Origin of the sequence: Arthrobacter sp. ISL-65 (assembly GCF_018613795.1) — a bacterium.
Lineage (GTDB): Bacteria > Actinomycetota > Actinomycetes > Actinomycetales > Micrococcaceae > Arthrobacter.
In genome coordinates this window covers 73941-93909 of record NZ_JAGGPN010000030.1, presented here as the reverse complement: position 1 = coordinate 93909, position 19969 = coordinate 73941, and the positions used below count along the sequence as shown (strand labels likewise).

Sequence of the window (19969 nt, the reverse complement as noted above, 5' to 3'; positions counted from 1 at the left end):
AACCCCCTCAACTGCCACCTAGTTGGGTTCGCTGATGTCCGCGAGCACGGCGCCGAGGGCGGAGACCAGGGCGTCGGCGTCGACGAAGGCGCTGTAGCCGTGCTGGCCCGCGCCCATGGAAATCCTCTTGCCGGCGATGGTGTGGTCCGCATAGACCGGCCATGCCGTGGTGCTGCCCAGTGGCGTGATGGTGCCGCGCTCATAGCCGGTCGCCTCCAGGGCCACATCCGCCGCCGGCAGCGAGAGCTTGTTCACGCCCACCAGACCGCGCAGCTTGGGCCAGGAGATCTGGCGGTCGCCCGGGATAAGGGCGAAGAGGAAGCTGCCGTCCTTGTGCTTCACCACGAGGGTCTTCACAATGTCCGCCGGGCTGATGCCAAGGATCGCGGCCGCCTCCTCGAGGCTGTGGGCGGCCAGCCGTTCGACGAGCTGGACGTCCAGGCCTCGCGCGGCGGCGTCGGCAAGGAAGCGCTCCCTGCCCGCGCCGCCGGCGGGCTGGCCGCCGTCGTCGGTCCCGTTAGCGCCCGGCACCGGAACAGCGCCCGGCGCCGGAACGGCGCCCGACGCCGGAACGGCGCCCGACGCCGGAACGGCGTTCATCAGTCGCGGAACAGCAGGAGGGCCTCGCCCTGGCCGCCGCCTCCGCAGAGCGAGACTGCCGCCTTGCCCTGGCCGCGCCGCTTCAGCTCATGCGCCGCATGGAGCGCCAGCCGCGCCCCGGAGGCGCCGATCGGGTGTCCCAGCGCGATGGCACCGCCATGGATGTTGCACTGCTCCAGCGGGTAGTCCAGATCCTTGAGGGACTGCACGGCCACCGAACCGAATGCTTCGTTGATTTCGATGAAGTCCAGATCGGAAGTGCTCCAGCCGGCACGGTCCAAGGCTTGCCCGATGGCGTTGGAGGGCTGGGAGTGCAGGGAGTTGTCTGGCCCCGCCACCTGCCCGGGCTTTCCCACCACAGCCAGGTACTCCAGGCCGTTCTCCTCCGCGAACTTGCGCGAGGTCAGGACCAGGGCGGAGGCGCCGTCGGACAGGGGAGAGGAGTTGCCGGCCGTGATGGTGCCGTCGGTGACGAAGGCGGCCCGCAGGCCGGCCAGGGACTCAACGGTGGTGTCCGGTCGGACGCCCTCATCGGTGGAGACCACCAGGGGATCACTCTTGCGCTGCTTGACGCTGATCGGTGAGATCTCGTCGTCGAACACGCCGTTCTTCGAGGCGATCGCTGCGCGCTGGTGTGAATTGGCGGCCACGTTGTCCTGCGCGGTCCGGTCAATGCCCAGCTTAAGGTTCTTGGATTCAGTGGAAAGGCCCATCGACTGGCCGTCGAACGCATCGGTCAGGCCGTCGTGTGCCGCAACGTCCAGCGCCTGGACGGTGCCGTAGTTCCAGCCCTGGCGGGAACCGGGGAGGACATGGGGCGCCCGCGTCATTGATTCCTGGCCGCCGGCGACGACGACGGTGGCGTCGCCGGCACGGATCATCCGCGCCGCGTCGATCACGGCGGTAAGCCCCGAGAGGCAGACCTTATTAATGGTCACCGTGGGGACGTTCCAGCCGATGCCCGCGCCGATGGCGCTCTGGCGTGCCGGGTTCTGGCCGGTCCCGGCCTGCAGGACCTGGCCCATGATGACGGCGTCCACCCGATCGGCTTCCAGTCCGCTGGCCACGATGGCCGCCTTGATGGCGTGCGCCCCGAGCTCGACGGCGGTGAAGCTCGCGAGCTGCCCATTCAGCCGGCCCTGCGGGGTGCGCGCGCCGGACAGGATGACAACGTCGCTGTTGTCCGCGGAATTGCTCATGGTTTTTCTCTTCCGATCTTTGCCGATGGTTGGCCTAAGGGTATCGTGAGCCCGGTCACCTATGCATTCAAACGCTGGGGAGGCGGGGTGCATTCCGGTTAGGTGCCCGTGGCAACGGTGCTTGCATTCTGCTGGCAAGTGGGGTAGACACGCGTGGGGTTTTGCCGTATCGTAGATATTTGCGTCTTCCCTGTTTACCTTCAGCCTTCATATAGCGGTGGGCTTAGCCTGTTAGCTGCTCCATCAATGTGCCGTGAACAACGTCACCAGCATGGGCAGAACCAGGTCCCGGGTCATATAGCGGAACCGGATGGTAGCACTGCGGAGTCACTTCGCAGGGTGAAAAGCGGGGGAGATCTGAAAACGCCTGAAGGTCTGTGGAAGGATCCCTCTTGGTCGCCTCGAGCACCTCTAATAACGAAACCGCTAATACGGCAAGCACCGATGGTGCGACTCGCCGGCTCTCATTCGCAAAGATTCACGAACCTCTTGACGTTCCGAATCTGCTTGCCCTGCAGACGGACAGCTTCGACTGGCTGGTCGGAAATGAACGCTGGCAGGCCCGCGTTGCGAAGGCCGTCGAAGAAGGCGACCTGAGCGTCGCCACCTCCTCCGGTCTTTCCGACATCTTCGAAGAGATCTCCCCTATTGAGGACTTCCAGGGCACCATGTCCCTGAGCTTCTCCGATCCGGAGTTCGCTGATCCGAAGTACACCATGGCTGAATGCAAGGACCGGGACGCTACGTACTCGGCACCGCTGTACGTCAAGGCCGAATTCATGAACAACAACACGGGCGAAATCAAGCAGCAGACCGTGTTCATGGGTGACTTCCCGCTGATGACCGAGAAGGGCACCTTCGTCGTCAACGGCACCGAGCGTGTCGTCGTTTCCCAGCTGGTCCGTTCCCCGGGCGCCTACTTCGAGCGCGCCGCTGACAAGACCAGCGACAAGGACATCTTTACCGCAAAGATCATCCCGTCCCGCGGCGCCTGGTTCGAACTCGAGATCGATAAGCGCGACCAGGTCGGCGTGCGCCTCGACCGCAAGCGCAAGCAGTCGGTCACGGTGCTGCTGAAGGCCCTCGGCTGGACCGAAGGCCAGATCCTCGAGGAGTTCGGCCAGTACGACTCCATGCGTGCCACGCTGGAGAAGGACGCCACCGAAACCCGCGAAGACGCCCTGCTGGACATCTACCGCAAGCTGCGTCCGGGCGAGCCGCCCACAGTCGAGGCTGCCCAGTCCCTGCTGGACAACCTGTACTTCAACTCCAAGCGCTACGATCTGGCCAAGGTTGGCCGCTACAAGATCAACCGCAAGCTTGGCATCGACCGCTCCCTTGGTGACAAGGAAGCTTCGGTCCTGCACGTTGAAGACATCGTCGCCATGATCAAGTTCCTCGTCGCGCTGCACGCCGGCGAGAAGACCCTCATGGGCAAGCGCGATGGCGAAGACCACGAGCTGCGCGTCGAGATCGATGACATCGACCACTTCGGCAACCGCCGCATCCGCGCCGTCGGCGAGCTCATCGAGAACCAGGTCCGCACCGGCCTGTCCCGCATGGAGCGCGTCGTCCGCGAACGCATGACCACGCAGGACGTCGAGGCCATCACGCCGCAGACCCTGATCAACATCCGGCCCGTGGTGGCAGCCATCAAGGAGTTCTTCGGAACCTCCCAGCTGTCCCAGTTCATGGACCAAAACAACCCGCTCTCCGGCCTGACCCACAAGCGCCGCCTGTCGGCGCTGGGCCCGGGCGGTCTGTCCCGTGACCGTGCAGGCATGGAAGTCCGAGACGTTCACCCGTCCCACTACGGACGTATGTGCCCCATCGAAACCCCTGAAGGCCCGAACATTGGTCTGATCGGTTCCCTGGCGTCCTACGGCCGCATCAACCCGTTCGGTTTCATCGAAACGCCGTACCGCCTGGTCAAGGACGGCGTCGTCTCCGACGACGTCCAGTACCTGACGGCCGACGACGAGGCAGAGGTCCTGATCGCACAGGCCAACGCTCCGCTCGACGAGAACAAGAGCTTCGCTGAAGAGACCGTCCTGGTCCGTGCCCGCGGTGGTGGAGGCGAGCCCGTGCTCGTTCCCGCCGGCGAGGTGCAGTTCATGGACGTTTCCCCGCGCCAGATGGTGTCCGTGGCAACCGCCCTGATCCCGTTCCTCGAGCACGATGACGCCAACCGCGCACTCATGGGTGCCAACATGCAGCGCCAGGCCGTGCCGCTGGTCCGTTCCGAGGCCCCGTTCGTGGGCACCGGCATGGAGCGCGCCGCAGCCGTCGACGCCGGTGACGTCACCATCGCCAAGAAGGCCGGTGTGGTTACCGAGGTCTCCGCCGAGCTCGTCATCATGCTCAACGACGACGGCACGGAAACCAACTACCGCATCAACAAGTTCGCCCGCTCCAACCAGGGCAACTGCTACAACAACCGTGTCCTGGTGAACGAAGGCCAGCGCCTGGAAGTTGGCGGCATCATCGCCGACGGCCCGGCAACGGACCAGGGCGAGCTCGCCCTCGGTAAGAACCTCCTCGTGGCATTCATGTCATGGGAAGGCCACAACTTCGAGGACGCCATCATCCTCTCGCAGCGCATCGTTGCCGAGGACGTCCTTTCCTCCATCCACATCGAGGAGCACGAGATCGATGCCCGCGACACCAAGCTTGGTGCCGAGGAAATCACCCGTGACATCCCCAACGTGTCCGAGGAAGTTTTGGCGGGCCTGGACGAGCGCGGCATCATCCACATCGGTGCCGAGGTTGAAGCCGGCGACATCCTGGTCGGAAAGGTCACCCCGAAGGGTGAAACCGAGCTGACCCCGGAAGAGCGCCTGCTCCGCGCCATCTTCGGCGAGAAGTCCCGCGAAGTGCGCGACACGTCCCTGAAGGTTCCGCACGGCGAGTCCGGCACCGTCATCGGCGTCCGCGTCTTCGACCGCGACAACGACGACGAACTGCCCCCCGGCGTCAACCAGTTGGTCCGCGTCTACGTGGCTGCCAAGCGCAAGATCACCGACGGCGACAAGCTCGCCGGCCGTCACGGCAACAAGGGTGTTATCTCCAAGATCCTCCCGATCGAGGACATGCCCTTCCTTGCCGACGGTACCCCCGTTGATATCGTCCTGAACCCGCTGGGTGTTCCGGGCCGTATGAACGTCGGCCAGGTGCTGGAAACGCACCTCGGCTGGGTTGCCAAGACCGGTTGGAAGATCGAAGGCGAGCCGGAGTGGGCAAAGCAGCTGCCGAACCTGCCGCGCGAGAGTGGCCAGACCACTGTTGCAACGCCGGTCTTCGACGGCGCCCGCGAAGAGGAAATCACGGGCCTGCTCGACTCCACCAACGTGACCCGCGACGGTGACCGCCTGATCGACTCCTCGGGCAAGACCCGCCTGTTCGACGGCCGCTCCGGCGAGCCGTTCCCGGATCCGATCTCGGTCGGCTACATGTACATCCTGAAGCTCCACCACCTGGTGGACGACAAGATCCACGCCCGCTCCACCGGCCCGTACTCCATGATCACGCAGCAGCCGCTGGGTGGTAAGGCACAGTTCGGTGGCCAGCGCTTCGGTGAAATGGAAGTGTGGGCGCTCGAAGCTTATGGCGCCGCCTACACGCTCCAGGAACTGCTCACGATCAAGTCCGATGACATTCACGGCCGCGTGAAGGTCTACGAGGCGATCGTCAAGGGCGAGAACATCCCTGAGCCGGGTGTTCCCGAATCCTTCAAGGTGTTGATCAAGGAAATGCAGTCGCTGTGCCTGAACGTGGAAGTGCTTTCCACCGACGGAACCACAATTGAAATGCGTGACTCTGATGACGCAGTCTTCACGGCTGCGGAAGAACTGGGCATCGATCTGTCTCGTGCAGAGCCCAGCTCCGTAGAAGAGGTCTAGCAGGGGTCCCGACGGCGGGTGGTGACCACCCGCCGTCGGCCCCGCGACTCTTCCCGCAACCAAGACTTCAGAATTTAGAGAACAAGAGAGAACAGGGACCATATGTCCAGCGAATCCTCCTTCGGCCTCATGCAGATCGGCCTCGCCACCGCGGAAGACATCCGCGGTTGGTCGTACGGCGAGGTTAAGAAGCCGGAAACCATCAACTACCGCACGCTCAAGCCCGAGAAGGACGGCCTCTTCTGCGAGAAGATCTTCGGCCCGTCCCGTGACTGGGAATGCTACTGCGGCAAGTACAAGCGCGTGCGCTTCAAGGGCATCATCTGTGAGCGGTGTGGCGTCGAGGTCACCCGTGCCAAGGTGCGCCGTGAGCGCATGGGCCACATCGAACTGGCTGCTCCCGTAACCCACATCTGGTACTTCAAGGGTGTTCCGTCCCGTCTGGGCTACCTCCTTGACCTGGCTCCGAAGGACCTCGAAAAGGTCATCTACTTCGCTGCCTACATGATCACCAGCGTCGACGAAGAAAACCGCCACGCGGAACTGCCCAACCTGCAGGTTGAGCATGACGTCGAGAAGAAGCAGTTGATCGACAACCGCGACTCCGACATCGCCACGATCGCCCGCGACCTTGAGAACGAGCTTGCCCGTCTCGAAGGCGAAGGCGCGAAGGCTGCCGACAAGAAGAAGGCCCGCGACTCCGCGGACCGTCAGATGGCCAACGTGCGCAAGCGCGCCGACGCCGAGATCGAGCGGCTCGAGCAGGTCTGGGACCGCTTCAAGAACCTGAAGGTCGCCGACCTCGAAGGTGACGAAGGCCTCTACCGCGAGCTGCGTGACCGCTATGGCATGTACTTCGAAGGCTCCATGGGTGCCGAAGCCATCAAGAAGCGTCTTGAGAACTTCGACATGCAGGCCGAGTCGGACAACCTGCGCGACATCATCGCCAACGGCAAGGGCCAGCGCAAGACCCGTGCCCTGAAGCGGCTGAAGGTGGTCAACGCGTTCCTGACCACCAACAACAGCCCGCTAGGCATGGTGCTGGACGCTGTCCCGGTCATCCCGCCGGAACTGCGCCCGATGGTCCAGCTGGACGGTGGCCGCTTCGCGACCTCCGACCTCAACGACCTCTACCGCCGCGTGATCAACCGCAACAACCGTCTCAAGCGACTGCTTGACCTGGGTGCTCCGGAGATCATCGTCAACAACGAGAAGCGCATGCTTCAGGAAGCTGTTGACAGCCTCTTCGACAACGGCCGCCGCGGCCGTCCGGTCACCGGACCGGGCAACCGTCCGCTGAAGTCCCTGAGCGACATGCTCAAGGGCAAGCAGGGCCGCTTCCGCCAGAACCTGCTCGGCAAGCGCGTCGACTACTCCGGCCGTTCGGTCATCGTCGTCGGCCCGCAGCTGAAGCTGCACCAGTGTGGCCTGCCCAAGCAGATGGCACTGGAGCTCTTCAAGCCGTTCGTGATGAAGCGCCTGGTTGACCTCAACCACGCCCAGAACATCAAGTCGGCCAAGCGCATGGTTGAGCGTTACCGCCCGCAGGTCTGGGACGTTCTTGAAGAGATCATCACCGAACACCCGGTGCTGCTCAACCGTGCACCTACCCTGCACCGCCTCGGCATCCAGGCATTCGAGCCGCAGCTTGTTGAAGGCAAGGCCATCCAGCTCCACCCGCTGGTTTGTGGCGCCTTCAACGCCGACTTCGACGGCGACCAGATGGCAGTCCACCTGCCGCTGAGCCCCGAAGCCCAGGCCGAAGCCCGCATCCTGATGCTGTCGTCCAACAACATCCTGAAGCCGTCCGACGGCCGCCCGGTGACCCTGCCTTCGCAGGATATGATCATCGGCCTCTACCACCTGACCACCAAGCGTGTCGGTTCAGCTGGCGAAGGCCGTATCTTCTCCTCGGTCTCGGAAGCCATCATGGCGTTCGATCTGCACGAGCTACACCTGAACTCCCAGGTCAAGATCCGTCTTGAGGGCTTTGTCCCTTACGCCGGCTGGGAAGCTCCGGAAGGCTGGGAGCCGGGTCAGACCGCTCTCGTGGACACCTCCTTGGGCCAGGTTCTCTTCAACCAGACACTGCCCGAGGACTACCCGTGGGTTGAGGCAGTTGCCGACAAGGGCGAACTGTCCCGCATCGTCAACGACCTCGCCGAGCGCTACCCGAAGGTTGTCACCGCGGCAACGCTGGACAACCTGAAGGATGCCGGTTTCTACTGGGCAACCCGATCAGGTGTCACCGTTGCTATCTCCGACATCGAGGTGCCGGTGGAGAAGCCGGTCATCCTTGCCGGTTACGAGGAGCGGGCTGCCAAGATCCAGGGCCAGTACGACAAGGGCCTGATCGACGACGACGAGCGCCGCCAGGAACTGATCGAGATCTGGAACAAGGCGACCAACGAGATCGCCCAGGTCATGCGTGACAGCCTGTCGCCGATGAACACCATCAACCGCATGGTGTCCTCCGGTGCACGTGGTAACTGGATGCAGGTCCGCCAGATCGCGGGTATCCGTGGCCTCGTGGCCAACCCGAAGGGTGAAATCATCCCGCGTCCGATCAAGTCCTCCTACCGCGAGGGCCTGTCGGTGCTGGAATACTTCATCGCGACGCACGGTGCACGTAAGGGTCTTGCCGACACCGCGCTGCGTACCGCCAACTCGGGTTACCTGACCCGTCGTCTGGTGGACGTCTCGCAGGACGTCATTGTCCGTGAAGAGGACTGCGGCACTGAGCGCGGCCTTGTCACCCCGATCGCCGTGGCTGACGCCAACGGCGAGCTGGCACTGGACGAGAACGTCGAGAACAGCGCCTACGCCCGTACGCTGGCCGTGGACGTCGTTGACTCCAAGGGCAACGTCCTGGCTGCCGGTGGTACCGACTGCGGTGACGTCGTGATCGCTGAGCTGTTCGCAGCCGGCATCACCGAGGTCAAGGTCCGCTCCGTGCTCACCTGTGAGTCCAGCGTCGGCACCTGCGCCCTGTGCTACGGCCGTTCGCTGGCAACCGGCAAGACCGTGGACATCGGCGAGGCTGTTGGCATCATCGCCGCTCAGTCCATCGGTGAGCCCGGTACCCAGCTGACCATGCGTACGTTCCACACCGGTGGTGCGGTGTCCGCCAGCGGTGGCGACGACATCACCCAGGGTCTGCCCCGTATCCAGGAACTCTTCGAAGCGCGTACCCCGAAGGGTGTGGCGCCGATTGCGGAAGCAGCCGGCCGCATCACCATCGAGGAATCCGAGCGCCAGATGCGTCTGGTGATCACTCCGGACGACGGTTCCGAAGAGATCGCCTACCCGGTCCTGCGCCGGTCGCGCCTCCTGATCGAAGACGGCCAGCACGTTACGGTGGGCCAGAAGCTCATCAACGGTCCGGTCGACCCAAAGCAGGTCCTGCGCATCATGGGCCCGCGTGCCGCACAGAAGTTCCTCGTGGACGAAGTGCAGGGCGTGTACCGCAGTCAGGGCATTGGCATCCACGACAAGCACGTGGAAGTCATCGTCCGCCAGATGCTGCGCCGCGTCACGGTCATCGAATCCGGCGACTCCGACCTGCTCCCCGGCGAGCTGGCAGAGCGCAGCCGGTTCGAGGACGCCAACCGCCGTGTTGTATCCGAGGGCAAGACTCCGGCTTCCGGACGTCCCGAGCTCATGGGTATCACCAAGGCGTCGCTGGCCACCGAGTCATGGCTGTCCGCAGCTTCCTTCCAGGAGACCACCCGCGTCCTGACGCAGGCTGCCATGGAAGGCAAGAGCGATCCGCTGCTCGGCCTCAAGGAGAACGTCATCATCGGTAAGCTGATCCCGGCCGGCACGGGCCTCCCGCGCTACACCGAGATCACGGTGGAACCGACTGAAGAAGCAAAGGCCAACCTGTTCACCGGCCCCAGCGCGTTCAGCGATTTCTCCTACGACACGCTGGGCGGCGACGGAGCTCCTGAGTTCCACGCCATCCCGCTGGATGACTACGACCTCGGAAACGACTTCCGCTAGACGTTAGTCGCTAGGCAAACGAAGGACCCTGCACTCACTGAGTGCGGGGTCCTTCCCTTTGCGCCCTACACCCGATTAAGGCTCAAGATCAAGCCATGCTAGACTTTGTGTAATTGTTCTGTGTGGCAGTGGATGAAGGCCGCCGCAGCATCATTTCGGTTTTGTTCTCATGATGCTGGGTGGAGCCTGTTTCCGGGTTGCGGGCTACGTGCGCAACGAATGCCGCACTTTTGCACGCCCACGGGCCCTTTGGGATCCGAAGCCGCAGGGACAACGCCAAAGCTCTCACGCAACACAGGCTCTCGCCTGGCGCGGGGCAGAGATCAACCAACGGAGAACACGAAAGTGCCTACGATTAACCAGCTGGTCCGCAAGGGCCGCACGCCGAAGGTCAAAAAGACCAAGGCACCCGCGCTGAACGGCAGCCCGATGCGCCGCGGTGTTTGCACCCGCGTTTACACCACCACCCCGAAGAAGCCGAACTCGGCTCTGCGTAAGGTTGCACGTGTGCGCCTCAACGGTGGTATCGAAGTTACCGCGTACATCCCCGGTGTTGGCCACAACCTCCAGGAGCACTCCATTGTGCTCGTTCGTGGTGGTCGTGTGAAGGACCTTCCCGGTGTCCGCTACAAGATCGTCCGTGGTGCCCTCGATACCCAGGGTGTGAAGAACCGTAAGCAGGCGCGCAGCCGCTACGGCGCAAAGATGGAGAAGAAGTAATATGCCTCGCAAGGGTCCGGCCCCGAAGCGGCCGCTCGTATCAGATCCCGTCTACGGCTCCCCGCTGGTTACCCAGCTGATCAACAAGGTGCTGGTTGACGGCAAGAAGTCCACCGCCGAGCGCATCGTTTACGGTGCCCTCGAAGGTGCCCGCGCGAAGTCCGGCGGCGACCCCGTTGCAGCCCTCAAGAAGGCCATGGACAACGTCAAGCCTTCCCTCGAGGTCCGCTCCCGCCGTGTCGGTGGCGCCACCTACCAGGTTCCGGTTGAGGTCAAGCCGGGCCGTTCGACGGCTCTCGCCCTGCGTTGGCTGGTCGGCTACTCCAAGGCCCGCCGCGAAAAGACGATGACCGAGCGCCTCCAGAACGAAATCCTGGATGCCTCCAACGGTCTCGGTGCCGCTGTGAAGCGTCGCGAAGACACCCACAAGATGGCCGAGTCCAACAAGGCCTTCGCCCACTACCGCTGGTAAAACTTCCCGTACGCCGCCGGCTCAGACGAGCCGGCGGCGAACGCGTAGTCCATCCGAAAGGGAGACACCGTGGCACAGGACGTGCTTACCGACCTTAGCAAGGTCCGCAATATCGGCATCATGGCCCACATCGATGCCGGCAAGACCACCACCACCGAGCGCATCCTGTTCTACACAGGTGTGAACCACAAGATTGGCGAAACGCACGACGGCGCTTCGACCACCGACTGGATGGAACAGGAGAAGGAACGCGGCATCACCATCACGTCTGCCGCCGTGACCTGCTTCTGGGAAAACAACCAGATCAACATCATCGACACCCCGGGCCACGTGGACTTCACGGTTGAGGTTGAGCGCTCCCTGCGCGTCCTCGACGGTGCAGTTGCCGTGTTCGACGGCAAGGAAGGCGTGGAGCCGCAGTCCGAGACTGTTTGGCGCCAGGCTGACAAGTACAACGTTCCGCGTATCTGCTTCGTCAACAAGATGGACAAGCTGGGCGCTGACTTCTACTTCACCGTGGATACCATCATCGGCCGCCTCGGTGCCAAGCCGCTGGTTATGCAGCTGCCCATCGGTGCCGAGAATGACTTCATCGGCGTCGTGGACCTGCTCTACATGCGTGCACTGGTGTGGCCCGGCGACTCCAAGGGTGACGTCACCATGGGTGCGAAGTACGAGATCCAGGAGATCCCGGCTGACCTCCAGGCAAAGGCTGAAGAGTACCGCGCAGCGCTGGTTGAGGCCGTTGCAGAGTCCTCCGAAGAGCTCATGGAGAAGTACCTTGAGGGCGAAGAGATCTCGATCGATGAGCTCAAGGCCGGCATCCGCAAGATGACCATCAACTCTGAGCTGTACCCGGTGTTCTGTGGCTCCGCGTTCAAGAACCGTGGCGTTCAGCCGATGCTCGATGCTGTCATCGACTACCTGCCGAACCCGCTCGACGTCCCGCCGATGATCGGTCACGATCCCCGCGACGAAGAGAAGGAACTGACCCGCAAGCCGTCTTCCGAAGAGCCGTTCTCGGCTCTGGCGTTCAAGATTGCCGCGCACCCGTTCTTCGGCCAGCTCACCTTCATCCGCGTGTACTCCGGTCACGTGGAAGCAGGCGCGCAGGTGGTCAACTCCACCAAGGGCAAGAAGGAGCGCATCGGCAAGCTCTTCCAGATGCACGCCAACAAGGAAATGCCTGTTGAGGGCGCTACCGCCGGCCACATCTACGCAGCGATCGGTCTGAAGGACACCACCACGGGTGACACCCTGTGTGATTCCGCCAGCCAGATTGTCCTCGAGTCCATGAGCTTCCCGGAGCCCGTGATCTCGGTTGCCATCGAGCCCAACACCAAGGGTGACCAGGAGAAGCTCTCCACGGCCATCCAGAAGCTCTCCGCTGAGGACCCCACCTTCCAGGTGTCCCTCAACGAAGACACGGGTCAGACCATCATCGCCGGCATGGGCGAGCTCCACCTGGACATCCTGGTGGACCGCATGCGCCGCGAGTTCAAGGTCGAGGCAAACGTTGGCAAGCCGCAGGTCGCTTACCGCGAAACCATCAAGAATCTTGTTGCGCGTCACGACTACACGCACAAGAAGCAGACCGGTGGTTCGGGCCAGTTCGCAAAGATCCAGATTGCCATCGGGCCGCTGGACACCTCCGAAGGCGAGCTGTACGAGTTCGAGAACAAGGTGACCGGTGGCCGTATTCCGCGCGAATACATCCCGTCGGTTGACGCCGGTATCCAGGATGCACTGAACGACGGCGTCCTGGCCGGTTACCCGGTTGTCGGCATCAAGGCAACGCTGATTGACGGCGCCTACCACGATGTTGACTCCTCGGAAATGGCGTTCAAGATCGCCGGCCGCATGGCTTTCAAGGAAGCCGCACGCAAGGCGAACCCTGTTCTGCTCGAACCGCTGATGGATGTCGAGGTCCGCACCCCTGAGGAATACATGGGTGAAGTAATCGGTGACCTCAACTCCCGCCGTGGCCAGATGCAGTCCATGGAAGATGCACAGGGTGTCAAGGTCATCCGTGCGCACGTCCCGCTGTCCGGCATGTTCGGCTACATCGGTGACCTGCGTTCAAAGACCCAGGGCCGCGCTGTGTACTCCATGACGTTCCACAGCTACGCCGAGGTCCCGAAGGCATTTGCCGACGAGATCATTCAGAAGTCCCGCGGCGAATAGTCCCCAGGACTGTCCACGCGACAAGCTGCGAAAAACCGGGTGCGTTTCCTCTGCGGAACACACCTAGTGCGGATGGCCGGAACACTGGTTCCGTCCTGGTTCCGGCCATCAGCACGAACAGGCTTTAGGCACTAGTATTAGTTCCTGAATCTGAAATTTCACCAATCCAAAGCCCCCCAAGTAGACTTACTGGAGTTTCTGCCGCGATAAGCGCGGTTGAAGGTAAGCCATTTGAAAAACGTTCTAGGAGGAACCTGTGGCAAAGGCAAAGTTCGAGCGGACTAAGCCGCACGTTAACATCGGTACCATCGGTCACGTTGACCACGGTAAGACGACGTTGACGGCCGCCATTTCCAAGGTGCTGTACGACAAGTACCCGACTCTCAACGAGAAGCGTGACTTCGCGTCGATCGACTCTGCTCCCGAAGAGCGTCAGCGCGGCATTACCATCAACATCTCCCACGTTGAGTACCAGACCGAGAAGCGCCACTACGCACACGTAGACGCTCCGGGTCACGCTGACTACATCAAGAACATGATCACCGGTGCTGCTCAGATGGACGGCGCGATCCTCGTGGTTGCCGCTACTGACGGCCCGATGGCTCAGACCCGCGAGCACGTTCTGCTCGCCCGCCAGGTTGGTGTTCCCTACCTGCTGGTCGCGCTGAACAAGGCAGACATGGTTGACGACGAGGAACTCCTCGACCTCGTTGAAATGGAAGTTCGTGAGCTCCTGAGCTCGCAGGGCTTCGATGGCGACGAAGCACCGGTCGTTCGCGTTTCCGGCCTGAAGGCCCTGGAAGGCGACCCGGAGTGGGTCAAGTCCGTTGAGGACCTGATGGCTGCTGTCGACGAGTCCGTTCCGGACCCCGTACGTGACCGCGACAAGCCGTTCCTGATGCCGATCGAGGACGTCTTCACCATCACCGGTCGTGGCACCGTTGTGACGGGCCGCGCCGAGCGCGGTACCCTCGCCATCAACTCTGAGGTCGAGATCGTCGGTATCCGCCCGGTCCAGAAGACCACGGTTACCGGTATCGAGATGTTCCACAAGCAGCTCGACGAAGCATGGGCCGGCGAGAACTGTGGCCTCCTGCTCCGCGGTCTGAAGCGCGACGACGTCGAGCGTGGCCAGGTTGTCGTCAAGCCGGGTTCCATCACCCCGCACACCGACTTCGAGGCCAACGTCTACATCCTCTCCAAGGACGAAGGCGGACGTCACAACCCGTTCTACTCGAACTACCGCCCGCAGTTCTACTTCCGTACCACGGACGTAACCGGCGTTATCACCCTGCCGGAAGGCACGGAAATGGTTATGCCTGGCGACAACACTGAGATGACCGTTGCGCTCATCCAGCCGATCGCTATGGAAGAGGGCCTCGGCTTCGCTATCCGTGAAGGCGGCCGCACCGTTGGTTCGGGACGTGTCACCAAGATCAACAAGTAATTCTTGCTGATTGCGGATCGAAGGGCCGGCTAACGGCCTGACGTGATGTTCGAAAACAGCCCCGCTGCTACTCGCAGCGGGGCTGTTTTTGTATCTGCAGTTCCCTCCAGTGGGCAGCGGGCCGGCCTGATAGGGTTAGTGATCGCGACAGATCCGCGACAAAGAGGGAGCATCATGGGTTGGCTTATTTTTCTGCTGGTGGTTGCCGCGGTAGTGGTGGGCATTGTTTGGACGAAGAAACACTTCCGCCACGAGATTGAACGCGCCAAGCGGATCAACCGGGCCAACAAGAACCAGTAGCCCCGGGCAGAAGGCAGTAGCCCTTGGGCGTCTGGACGCCCAGAATTAGCGCCGGCAACGGATGCCCGCGGCCGGCAAAGGATACAACTCAAGGCCCGATTCGCTTCCTCGGACAAATTCCGGCATACTAGTTGAGTTGTTCAAGCGCTTCTTCGTGTCCCGATCCGGATAATGCCGGGTGCCAGGGTCCAGGTTGAAGCCCAAACATAACCCACCCCCCAAGGAAATGCGGGCTCGTGCGTCATGCACAGCGCGACACGCCCGACCGCGGGGGTCGGTTACGTCGGCAGGTTGAGGAACCCGGATTTATCCGGATTCAGCTTGTGCGGCGGGTGGTAGTTACGACTTCAAATGCTTCGGCAGCCACATGCAACACGCAAGTAAACAGAGCAGCACTTACTGAAAGAGAGTCAGGCGACATGGCGGGACAAAAAATCCGCATCCGGCTGAAGTCATACGACCACGAGGTCATTGACGTTTCAGCACGGAAGATCGTTGAGACGGTCACGCGCGCAGGCGCAACGGTAGTCGGCCCCGTGCCGCTGCCCACGGAGAAGAACGTGTACTGCGTTATCCGCTCTCCCCACAAGTACAAGGACAGCCGCGAGCACTTTGAAATGCGCACGCACAAGCGTCTGATCGACATCATCGACCCCACGCCCAAGGCTGTTGACTCGCTCATGCGTCTCGACCTGCCGGCCGACGTGAACATCGAAATCAAGCTGTAGGGAGGTGCTGAGAGACTATGACCGCAACCCGTAACGTAAAGGGCCTGCTGGGCACGAAGCTCGGCATGACCCAGGTCTGGGACGAGAACAACAAGCTCATCCCCGTCACTGTTGTCCAGGCTGACTCGAACGTCATCACCCAGCTGCGCAACGCAGAAGTTGATGGCTACGTCGCCGTTCAGATCGGCTACGGCCAGATCGATCCCCGCAAGGTCACCAAGCCGCTGGCTGGTCACTTTGAAAAGGCAGGCGTCACGCCTCGCCGTCACGTCGTCGAACTCCGTACCGCAGATGCTGCTGAGTACGAGCTGGGCCAGGAGCTCTCTGTAGAGGTCTTCGAAGCCGGCCAGAAGATCGACGTCGTTGGCACCACCAAGGGTAAGGGCTTCGCCGGTGTTATGAAGCGTCACGGCTTCCACGGCGTTGGAGCTTCCCACGGTGCCCACAAGAACCACCGTAAGCCCGGTTCTATCGGTGGCGCATCCACCCCGAGCCGCGTCTTCAAGGGCATGAAAATGGCCGGCCGCATGGGCGCCGTTCGTCACACCACGCTGAACCTCACTGTTCACGCGGTTGACGTCGAGAAGTCGCTGCTCCTGATCAAGGGTGCCGTCCCCGGCGCCCGCGGCCAGGTCGTACTCGTACGCACCGCCGTGAAGGGAGCCTAGTTAAATGACTAGCACTGTCAAGGTTGACCTGCCTGCAGAGATCTTCGACGTTCAGACCAACGTGCCGCTGCTGCACCAGGTCGTCGTTGCACAGCTCGCTGCTGCTCGCCAGGGTACCCACAAGACCAAGACCCGCGCCGAAGTTTCCGGTGCAGGCCGCAAGCCGTTCAAGCAGAAGGGTACCGGCCGCGCCCGTCAGGGCTCGATCCGTGCTCCTCACATGACCGGTGGTGGCGTTGTCCACGGTCCCACCCCGCGTGACTACAGCCAGCGCACCCCCAAGAAGATGATTGCTGCTGCACTGCGCGGCGCACTGTCTGACCGCGCCCGTAACGGACGCATCCACGTTATTGCTGATGTGGTTGCCGGCGACAAGCCGTCCTCCAAGGAAGCACTGGCAACGCTGCGCGGCGTCTCCGAGCGCAAGAACCTGCTCGTTGTCATTGAGCGCGCCAACGATGTTGCTGCACTGTCCGTGCGCAACCTCGAGGAAGTTCACGTTCTGTACGCAGACCAGCTGAACACCTACGACGTTCTCGTTTCTGACGACGTAGTCTTCACCAAGGCTGCCTACGAAGCATTCGTTGCTGACAAGGCTGCAAAGAACGAGGAGGATGCCAAGTGAGCGCAGCCACCATCAAAGACCCGCGCGACGTCGTGCTTGCACCCGTCGTTTCGGAAAAGAGCTACGGCCTGATCGACGAGGGCAAGTACACCTTCCTGGTGGACCCCCGCTCGAACAAGACCGAGATCAAGCTGGCCGTGGAGAAGATTTTCTCCGTCAAGGTCGAATCGATCAACACCATCAACCGTGCCGGTAAGCGCAAGCGCACCAAATTCGGATGGGGTACCCGCAAGAACACCAAGCGTGCCATTGTGACCCTCAAAGAAGGCACTATCGACATCTTCGGCGGTCCGCTCGCGTAGCGGAGACCACTTTAACGAGGAAATAAATTATGGGAATCCGTAAATACAAGCCGACTACGCCGGGCCGTCGCGGCTCGAGCGTAGCTGACTTCACCGAAATCACGCGGTCGACGCCGGAAAAGTCGTTGGTACGTCCGCTGCCCAAAAAGGGCGGCCGTAACAACTCCGGTAAGATCACCACCCGTCACAAGGGCGGTGGACACAAGCGCCAGTACCGTCTGATCGACTTCCGTCGCCACGACAAGGACGGCGTCAACGCCCGCGTTGCCGAAATCGAGTACGATCCGAACCGTACGGCTCGCATCGCCCTCCTGCACTACGTTGATGGCACCAAGCGCTACATCATCGCCCCGAACAAGCTCTCCCAGGGCGACTTCGTGGAAGCCGGCGCCGACGCTGACATCAAGCCTGGCAACAACCTGCCCCTGCGCAACATCCCCGTGGGTACTGTTATCCACGCGGTTGAGCTGCGTCCGGGCGGCGGTGCCAAGATGGCCCGTTCCGCCGGTGCTTCTGTTCAGCTCGTCGCCAAGGAAGGCCGCTTCGCCCAGCTGCGACTGCCCTCCGGCGAAATCCGCAACGTTGACGTGCGCTGCCGCGCCACGATCGGCGAGGTCGGCAACGCCGAGCAGTCGAACATCAACTGGGGCAAGGCTGGCCGTATGCGCTGGAAGGGCGTTCGCCCGACCGTCCGTGGTGTCGCCATGAACCCGGTTGACCACCCGCACGGTGGTGGCGAGGGTAAGACGTCCGGTGGACGTCACCCGGTCAACCCGAACGGTAAGCGCGAAGGCCGCACCCGCCGTCCCAACAAAGAGAGCGACAAGCTTATTGTTCGTCGCCGTCGTACTGGCAAGAACAAGCGATAGGAGCCTGGACACATGCCACGCAGCCTGAAAAAAGGTCCTTTCGTTGACCAGCACCTCTTTGTGAAGGTCGCAAGGGAAAACGAAAAGGGCACCAAGAACGTCATCAAGACCTGGTCCCGCCGCTCGATGATCGTCCCGGACATGCTCGGGCACACGATCGCCGTGCACGACGGACGCAAGCACATCCCGGTGTTTGTCACCGAGTCGATGGTCGGGCACAAGCTCGGCGAATTCGCTCCCACGCGGACATTCCGCGGCCATGTCAAGGACGACCGTAAGGGCAAGCGCCGCTAGGCGCCTGCACTTACGTCAAAGACGAGAGAAGGAAAGCAATGGAAGCCAAGGCAATTGCGCGCCACATCCGCGTAACGCCTATGAAGGCCCGGCGCGTCGTCAACCTTGTTCGTGGTAAGCAAGCGAACGAGGCTCTGGCAATTCTGAAGTTTGCCCCCCAGGCAGCTTCGGAGCCGGTATTCAAGGTAGTTCAGTCGGCAATCTCCAACGCCCGGGTCCTCGCGGACCGCGACGGTGTTGCGTTCGACGAAGGTGACCTCATCATCAGCGAAGCGTTTGTTGATGAAGGCCCGACCATGAAGCGGTTCCAGCCGCGTGCTCAGGGTCGTGCATTTCAGATCAAGAAGCGCACCAGCCACATCACCGTGGTAGTCGCTACCCCGGAGAAAGAGGAGGCTCGCTAAGTGGGACAGAAAGTAAACCCGCACGGGTTCCGACTGGGCATCACCACCGATCACGTATCGCACTGGTTCGCTGACAGCACCAAGGCCGGCCAGCGGTACAAGGACTTCGTTCGCGAAGACATCCGTATCCGCCAGCTCATGTCCACGGGCATGGAGCGCGCCGGTATCGCCAAGGTCGAGATTGAGCGCACCCGCGACCGTGTCCGCGTGGACATCCACACGGCACGTCCGGGCATCGTCATCGGCCGCCGCGGCGCCGAGGCAGACCGCATCCGCGGCGAGCTCGAAAAGCTCACCGGCAAGCAGGTCCAGCTGAACATCCTCGAGGTCAAGAACCCCGAGATGGAAGCGCAGCTTGTTGCCCAGGGTGTTGCAGAGCAGCTGACTTCCCGTGTGGCATTCCGCCGTGCGATGAAGAAGGCCATGCAGTCCGCTCAGCGTGCCGGTGCCAAGGGTATCCGTATCGCTTGCTCGGGCCGTCTGGGTGGCGCAGAAATGTCCCGCTCGGAGTTCTACCGCGAAGGCCGTGTGCCCCTGCACACCCTCCGCGCGAACATCGACTACGGCTTCTACGAAGCCAAGACCACCTTCGGCCGCATCGGCGTGAAGGTCTGGATCTACAAGGGCGACGTCACCTCCAAGGAACTGGCTCAGCAGGCAGCTGCTGCTCCGTCCCGTGGCCGCTCCGGCGACCGTCCGGGCCGCCCGGGTGGCGCTGACCGTGGTGACCGCCGTCGTCGTACCGACCGTCCGGCAGCCGACGCAGCACCTGCTGCTGCAGCTCCGGCAGCCGAGGCAGCAGCACCGGCACAGGCAGCAGAAGGAGGACAGGCTTAAATGCTTATCCCACGTCGAGTCAAGCACCGTAAGCAGCACCACCCGGGTCGTTCCGGCGCTGCCACGGGCGGTACCAAGGTCTCCTTCGGTGAGTACGGCATCCAGGCCCTGAGCCCGGCATACGTCACGAACCGTCAGATCGAATCTGCCCGTATCGCGATGACCCGCCACATCAAGCGTGGCGGTAAGGTCTGGATCAACATCTACCCGGACCGTCCGCTGACCAAGAAGCCTGCCGAAACCCGCATGGGTTCCGGTAAGGGTTCGCCGGAATGGTGGGTCGCCAACGTCAAGCCGGGCCGGGTTCTCTTTGAACTCTCCGGTGTCAGTGATGAGGTAGCTCGCGAGGCCCTGCGCCTGGCAATCCACAAGCTCCCGTTGAAGGCACGCATTGTGCGTCGCGAAGGTGGTGAATAGAA

At 62.3% G+C, this 19969-nt stretch carries 18 protein-coding genes; 16 read left to right on the top strand and 2 right to left on the bottom strand.

Annotation, left to right across the window (positions count from 1 at the left end):
* Window positions 1–18 precede the first annotated feature (18 nt).
* Together J7I85_RS12970 and J7I85_RS12965 are read right to left on the bottom strand one after the other, a co-directional pair.
* Window positions 19–600, bottom strand: a complete 582-nt coding sequence (locus J7I85_RS12970) for an aminoacyl-tRNA deacylase (RefSeq protein WP_251024295.1) — start codon at window positions 598–600, stop codon at window positions 19–21.
* Window positions 600–1799 (bottom strand): acetyl-CoA C-acetyltransferase, encoded by a 1200-nt coding sequence (locus J7I85_RS12965; protein WP_214852281.1) that lies wholly within the window; start codon window positions 1797–1799, stop codon window positions 600–602. The genes J7I85_RS12970 and J7I85_RS12965 overlap by 1 nt, the downstream gene beginning before the upstream one ends.
* A gap of 392 nt (window positions 1800–2191) precedes the next feature.
* Between J7I85_RS12965 and rpoB the strand changes: the two genes are divergently transcribed.
* The 16 genes from rpoB to rplP all read left to right on the top strand — a co-directional run bounded on the left by rpoB (window position 2192) and on the right by rplP (window position 19967).
* Window positions 2192–5698 carry a DNA-directed RNA polymerase subunit beta gene (gene rpoB / locus J7I85_RS12960; RefSeq protein ID WP_214852279.1) on the top strand — a complete coding sequence of 1169 codons (3507 nt, stop codon included), beginning with the start codon at window positions 2192–2194 and terminating at the stop codon, window positions 5696–5698.
* Between the two features lie 102 nt (window positions 5699–5800).
* A complete protein-coding gene (locus J7I85_RS12955; protein ID WP_214852278.1) occupies window positions 5801–9700 on the top strand; it encodes a DNA-directed RNA polymerase subunit beta' in 3900 nt (1299 codons plus the stop codon).
* Between the two features lie 345 nt (window positions 9701–10045).
* Window positions 10046–10420 (top strand): 30S ribosomal protein S12, encoded by a 375-nt coding sequence (gene rpsL / locus J7I85_RS12950; protein WP_018773658.1) that lies wholly within the window; start codon window positions 10046–10048, stop codon window positions 10418–10420.
* A 1-nt stretch (window position 10421) separates the two neighbouring features.
* The gene (gene rpsG / locus J7I85_RS12945; protein ID WP_003803829.1) at window positions 10422–10892 is read left to right on the top strand and encodes a 30S ribosomal protein S7; all 471 of its coding nucleotides are present in this window, start codon (window positions 10422–10424) and stop codon (window positions 10890–10892) included.
* Between the two features lie 69 nt (window positions 10893–10961).
* Window positions 10962–13076, top strand: a complete 2115-nt coding sequence (gene fusA / locus J7I85_RS12940; protein WP_214852277.1) for an elongation factor G — start codon at window positions 10962–10964, stop codon at window positions 13074–13076.
* Window positions 13077–13332: 256 nt separating this feature from the next.
* Window positions 13333–14523 carry an elongation factor Tu gene (gene tuf, locus J7I85_RS12935; protein ID WP_102973690.1) on the top strand — a complete coding sequence of 397 codons (1191 nt, stop codon included), beginning with the start codon at window positions 13333–13335 and terminating at the stop codon, window positions 14521–14523.
* Window positions 14524–14697: 174 nt separating this feature from the next.
* Window positions 14698–14823 carry a hypothetical protein gene (locus J7I85_RS25545; RefSeq protein WP_285289582.1) on the top strand — a complete coding sequence of 42 codons (126 nt, stop codon included), beginning with the start codon at window positions 14698–14700 and terminating at the stop codon, window positions 14821–14823.
* Between the two features lie 419 nt (window positions 14824–15242).
* Complete coding sequence (rpsJ, locus tag J7I85_RS12930; protein WP_003803825.1) at window positions 15243–15551, top strand: 30S ribosomal protein S10; 309 nt, start codon at window positions 15243–15245, stop codon at window positions 15549–15551.
* Between the two features lie 17 nt (window positions 15552–15568).
* Complete coding sequence (gene rplC, locus J7I85_RS12925; RefSeq protein ID WP_102973689.1) at window positions 15569–16219, top strand: 50S ribosomal protein L3; 651 nt, start codon at window positions 15569–15571, stop codon at window positions 16217–16219.
* A 4-nt stretch (window positions 16220–16223) separates the two neighbouring features.
* Window positions 16224–16844, top strand: a complete 621-nt coding sequence (gene rplD, locus J7I85_RS12920) for a 50S ribosomal protein L4 (protein WP_111905193.1) — start codon at window positions 16224–16226, stop codon at window positions 16842–16844.
* On the top strand, window positions 16841–17146 hold the full coding sequence (gene rplW / locus J7I85_RS12915; RefSeq protein WP_011692807.1) for a 50S ribosomal protein L23: 306 nt from the start codon (window positions 16841–16843) through the stop codon (window positions 17144–17146). Before rplD ends, rplW begins: the two co-directional genes overlap by 4 nt.
* 29 nt (window positions 17147–17175) lie before the next feature.
* Window positions 17176–18015, top strand: coding sequence for a 50S ribosomal protein L2 (rplB, locus tag J7I85_RS12910; RefSeq protein ID WP_078027238.1), 840 nt, complete (start codon window positions 17176–17178; stop codon window positions 18013–18015).
* A 12-nt stretch (window positions 18016–18027) separates the two neighbouring features.
* Window positions 18028–18309: a 30S ribosomal protein S19 gene (gene rpsS, locus J7I85_RS12905; RefSeq protein ID WP_018773666.1), complete on the top strand. Its 282-nt coding sequence runs from the start codon at window positions 18028–18030 to the stop codon at window positions 18307–18309.
* Between the two features lie 38 nt (window positions 18310–18347).
* On the top strand, window positions 18348–18713 hold the full coding sequence (gene rplV, locus J7I85_RS12900; RefSeq protein WP_003803798.1) for a 50S ribosomal protein L22: 366 nt from the start codon (window positions 18348–18350) through the stop codon (window positions 18711–18713).
* The gene (rpsC, locus tag J7I85_RS12895; protein ID WP_214852276.1) at window positions 18714–19550 is read left to right on the top strand and encodes a 30S ribosomal protein S3; all 837 of its coding nucleotides are present in this window, start codon (window positions 18714–18716) and stop codon (window positions 19548–19550) included.
* Window positions 19551–19967, top strand: a complete 417-nt coding sequence (gene rplP, locus J7I85_RS12890) for a 50S ribosomal protein L16 (protein WP_102973688.1) — start codon at window positions 19551–19553, stop codon at window positions 19965–19967. It abuts the gene before it with no gap.
* Window positions 19968–19969 lie beyond the last annotated feature (2 nt).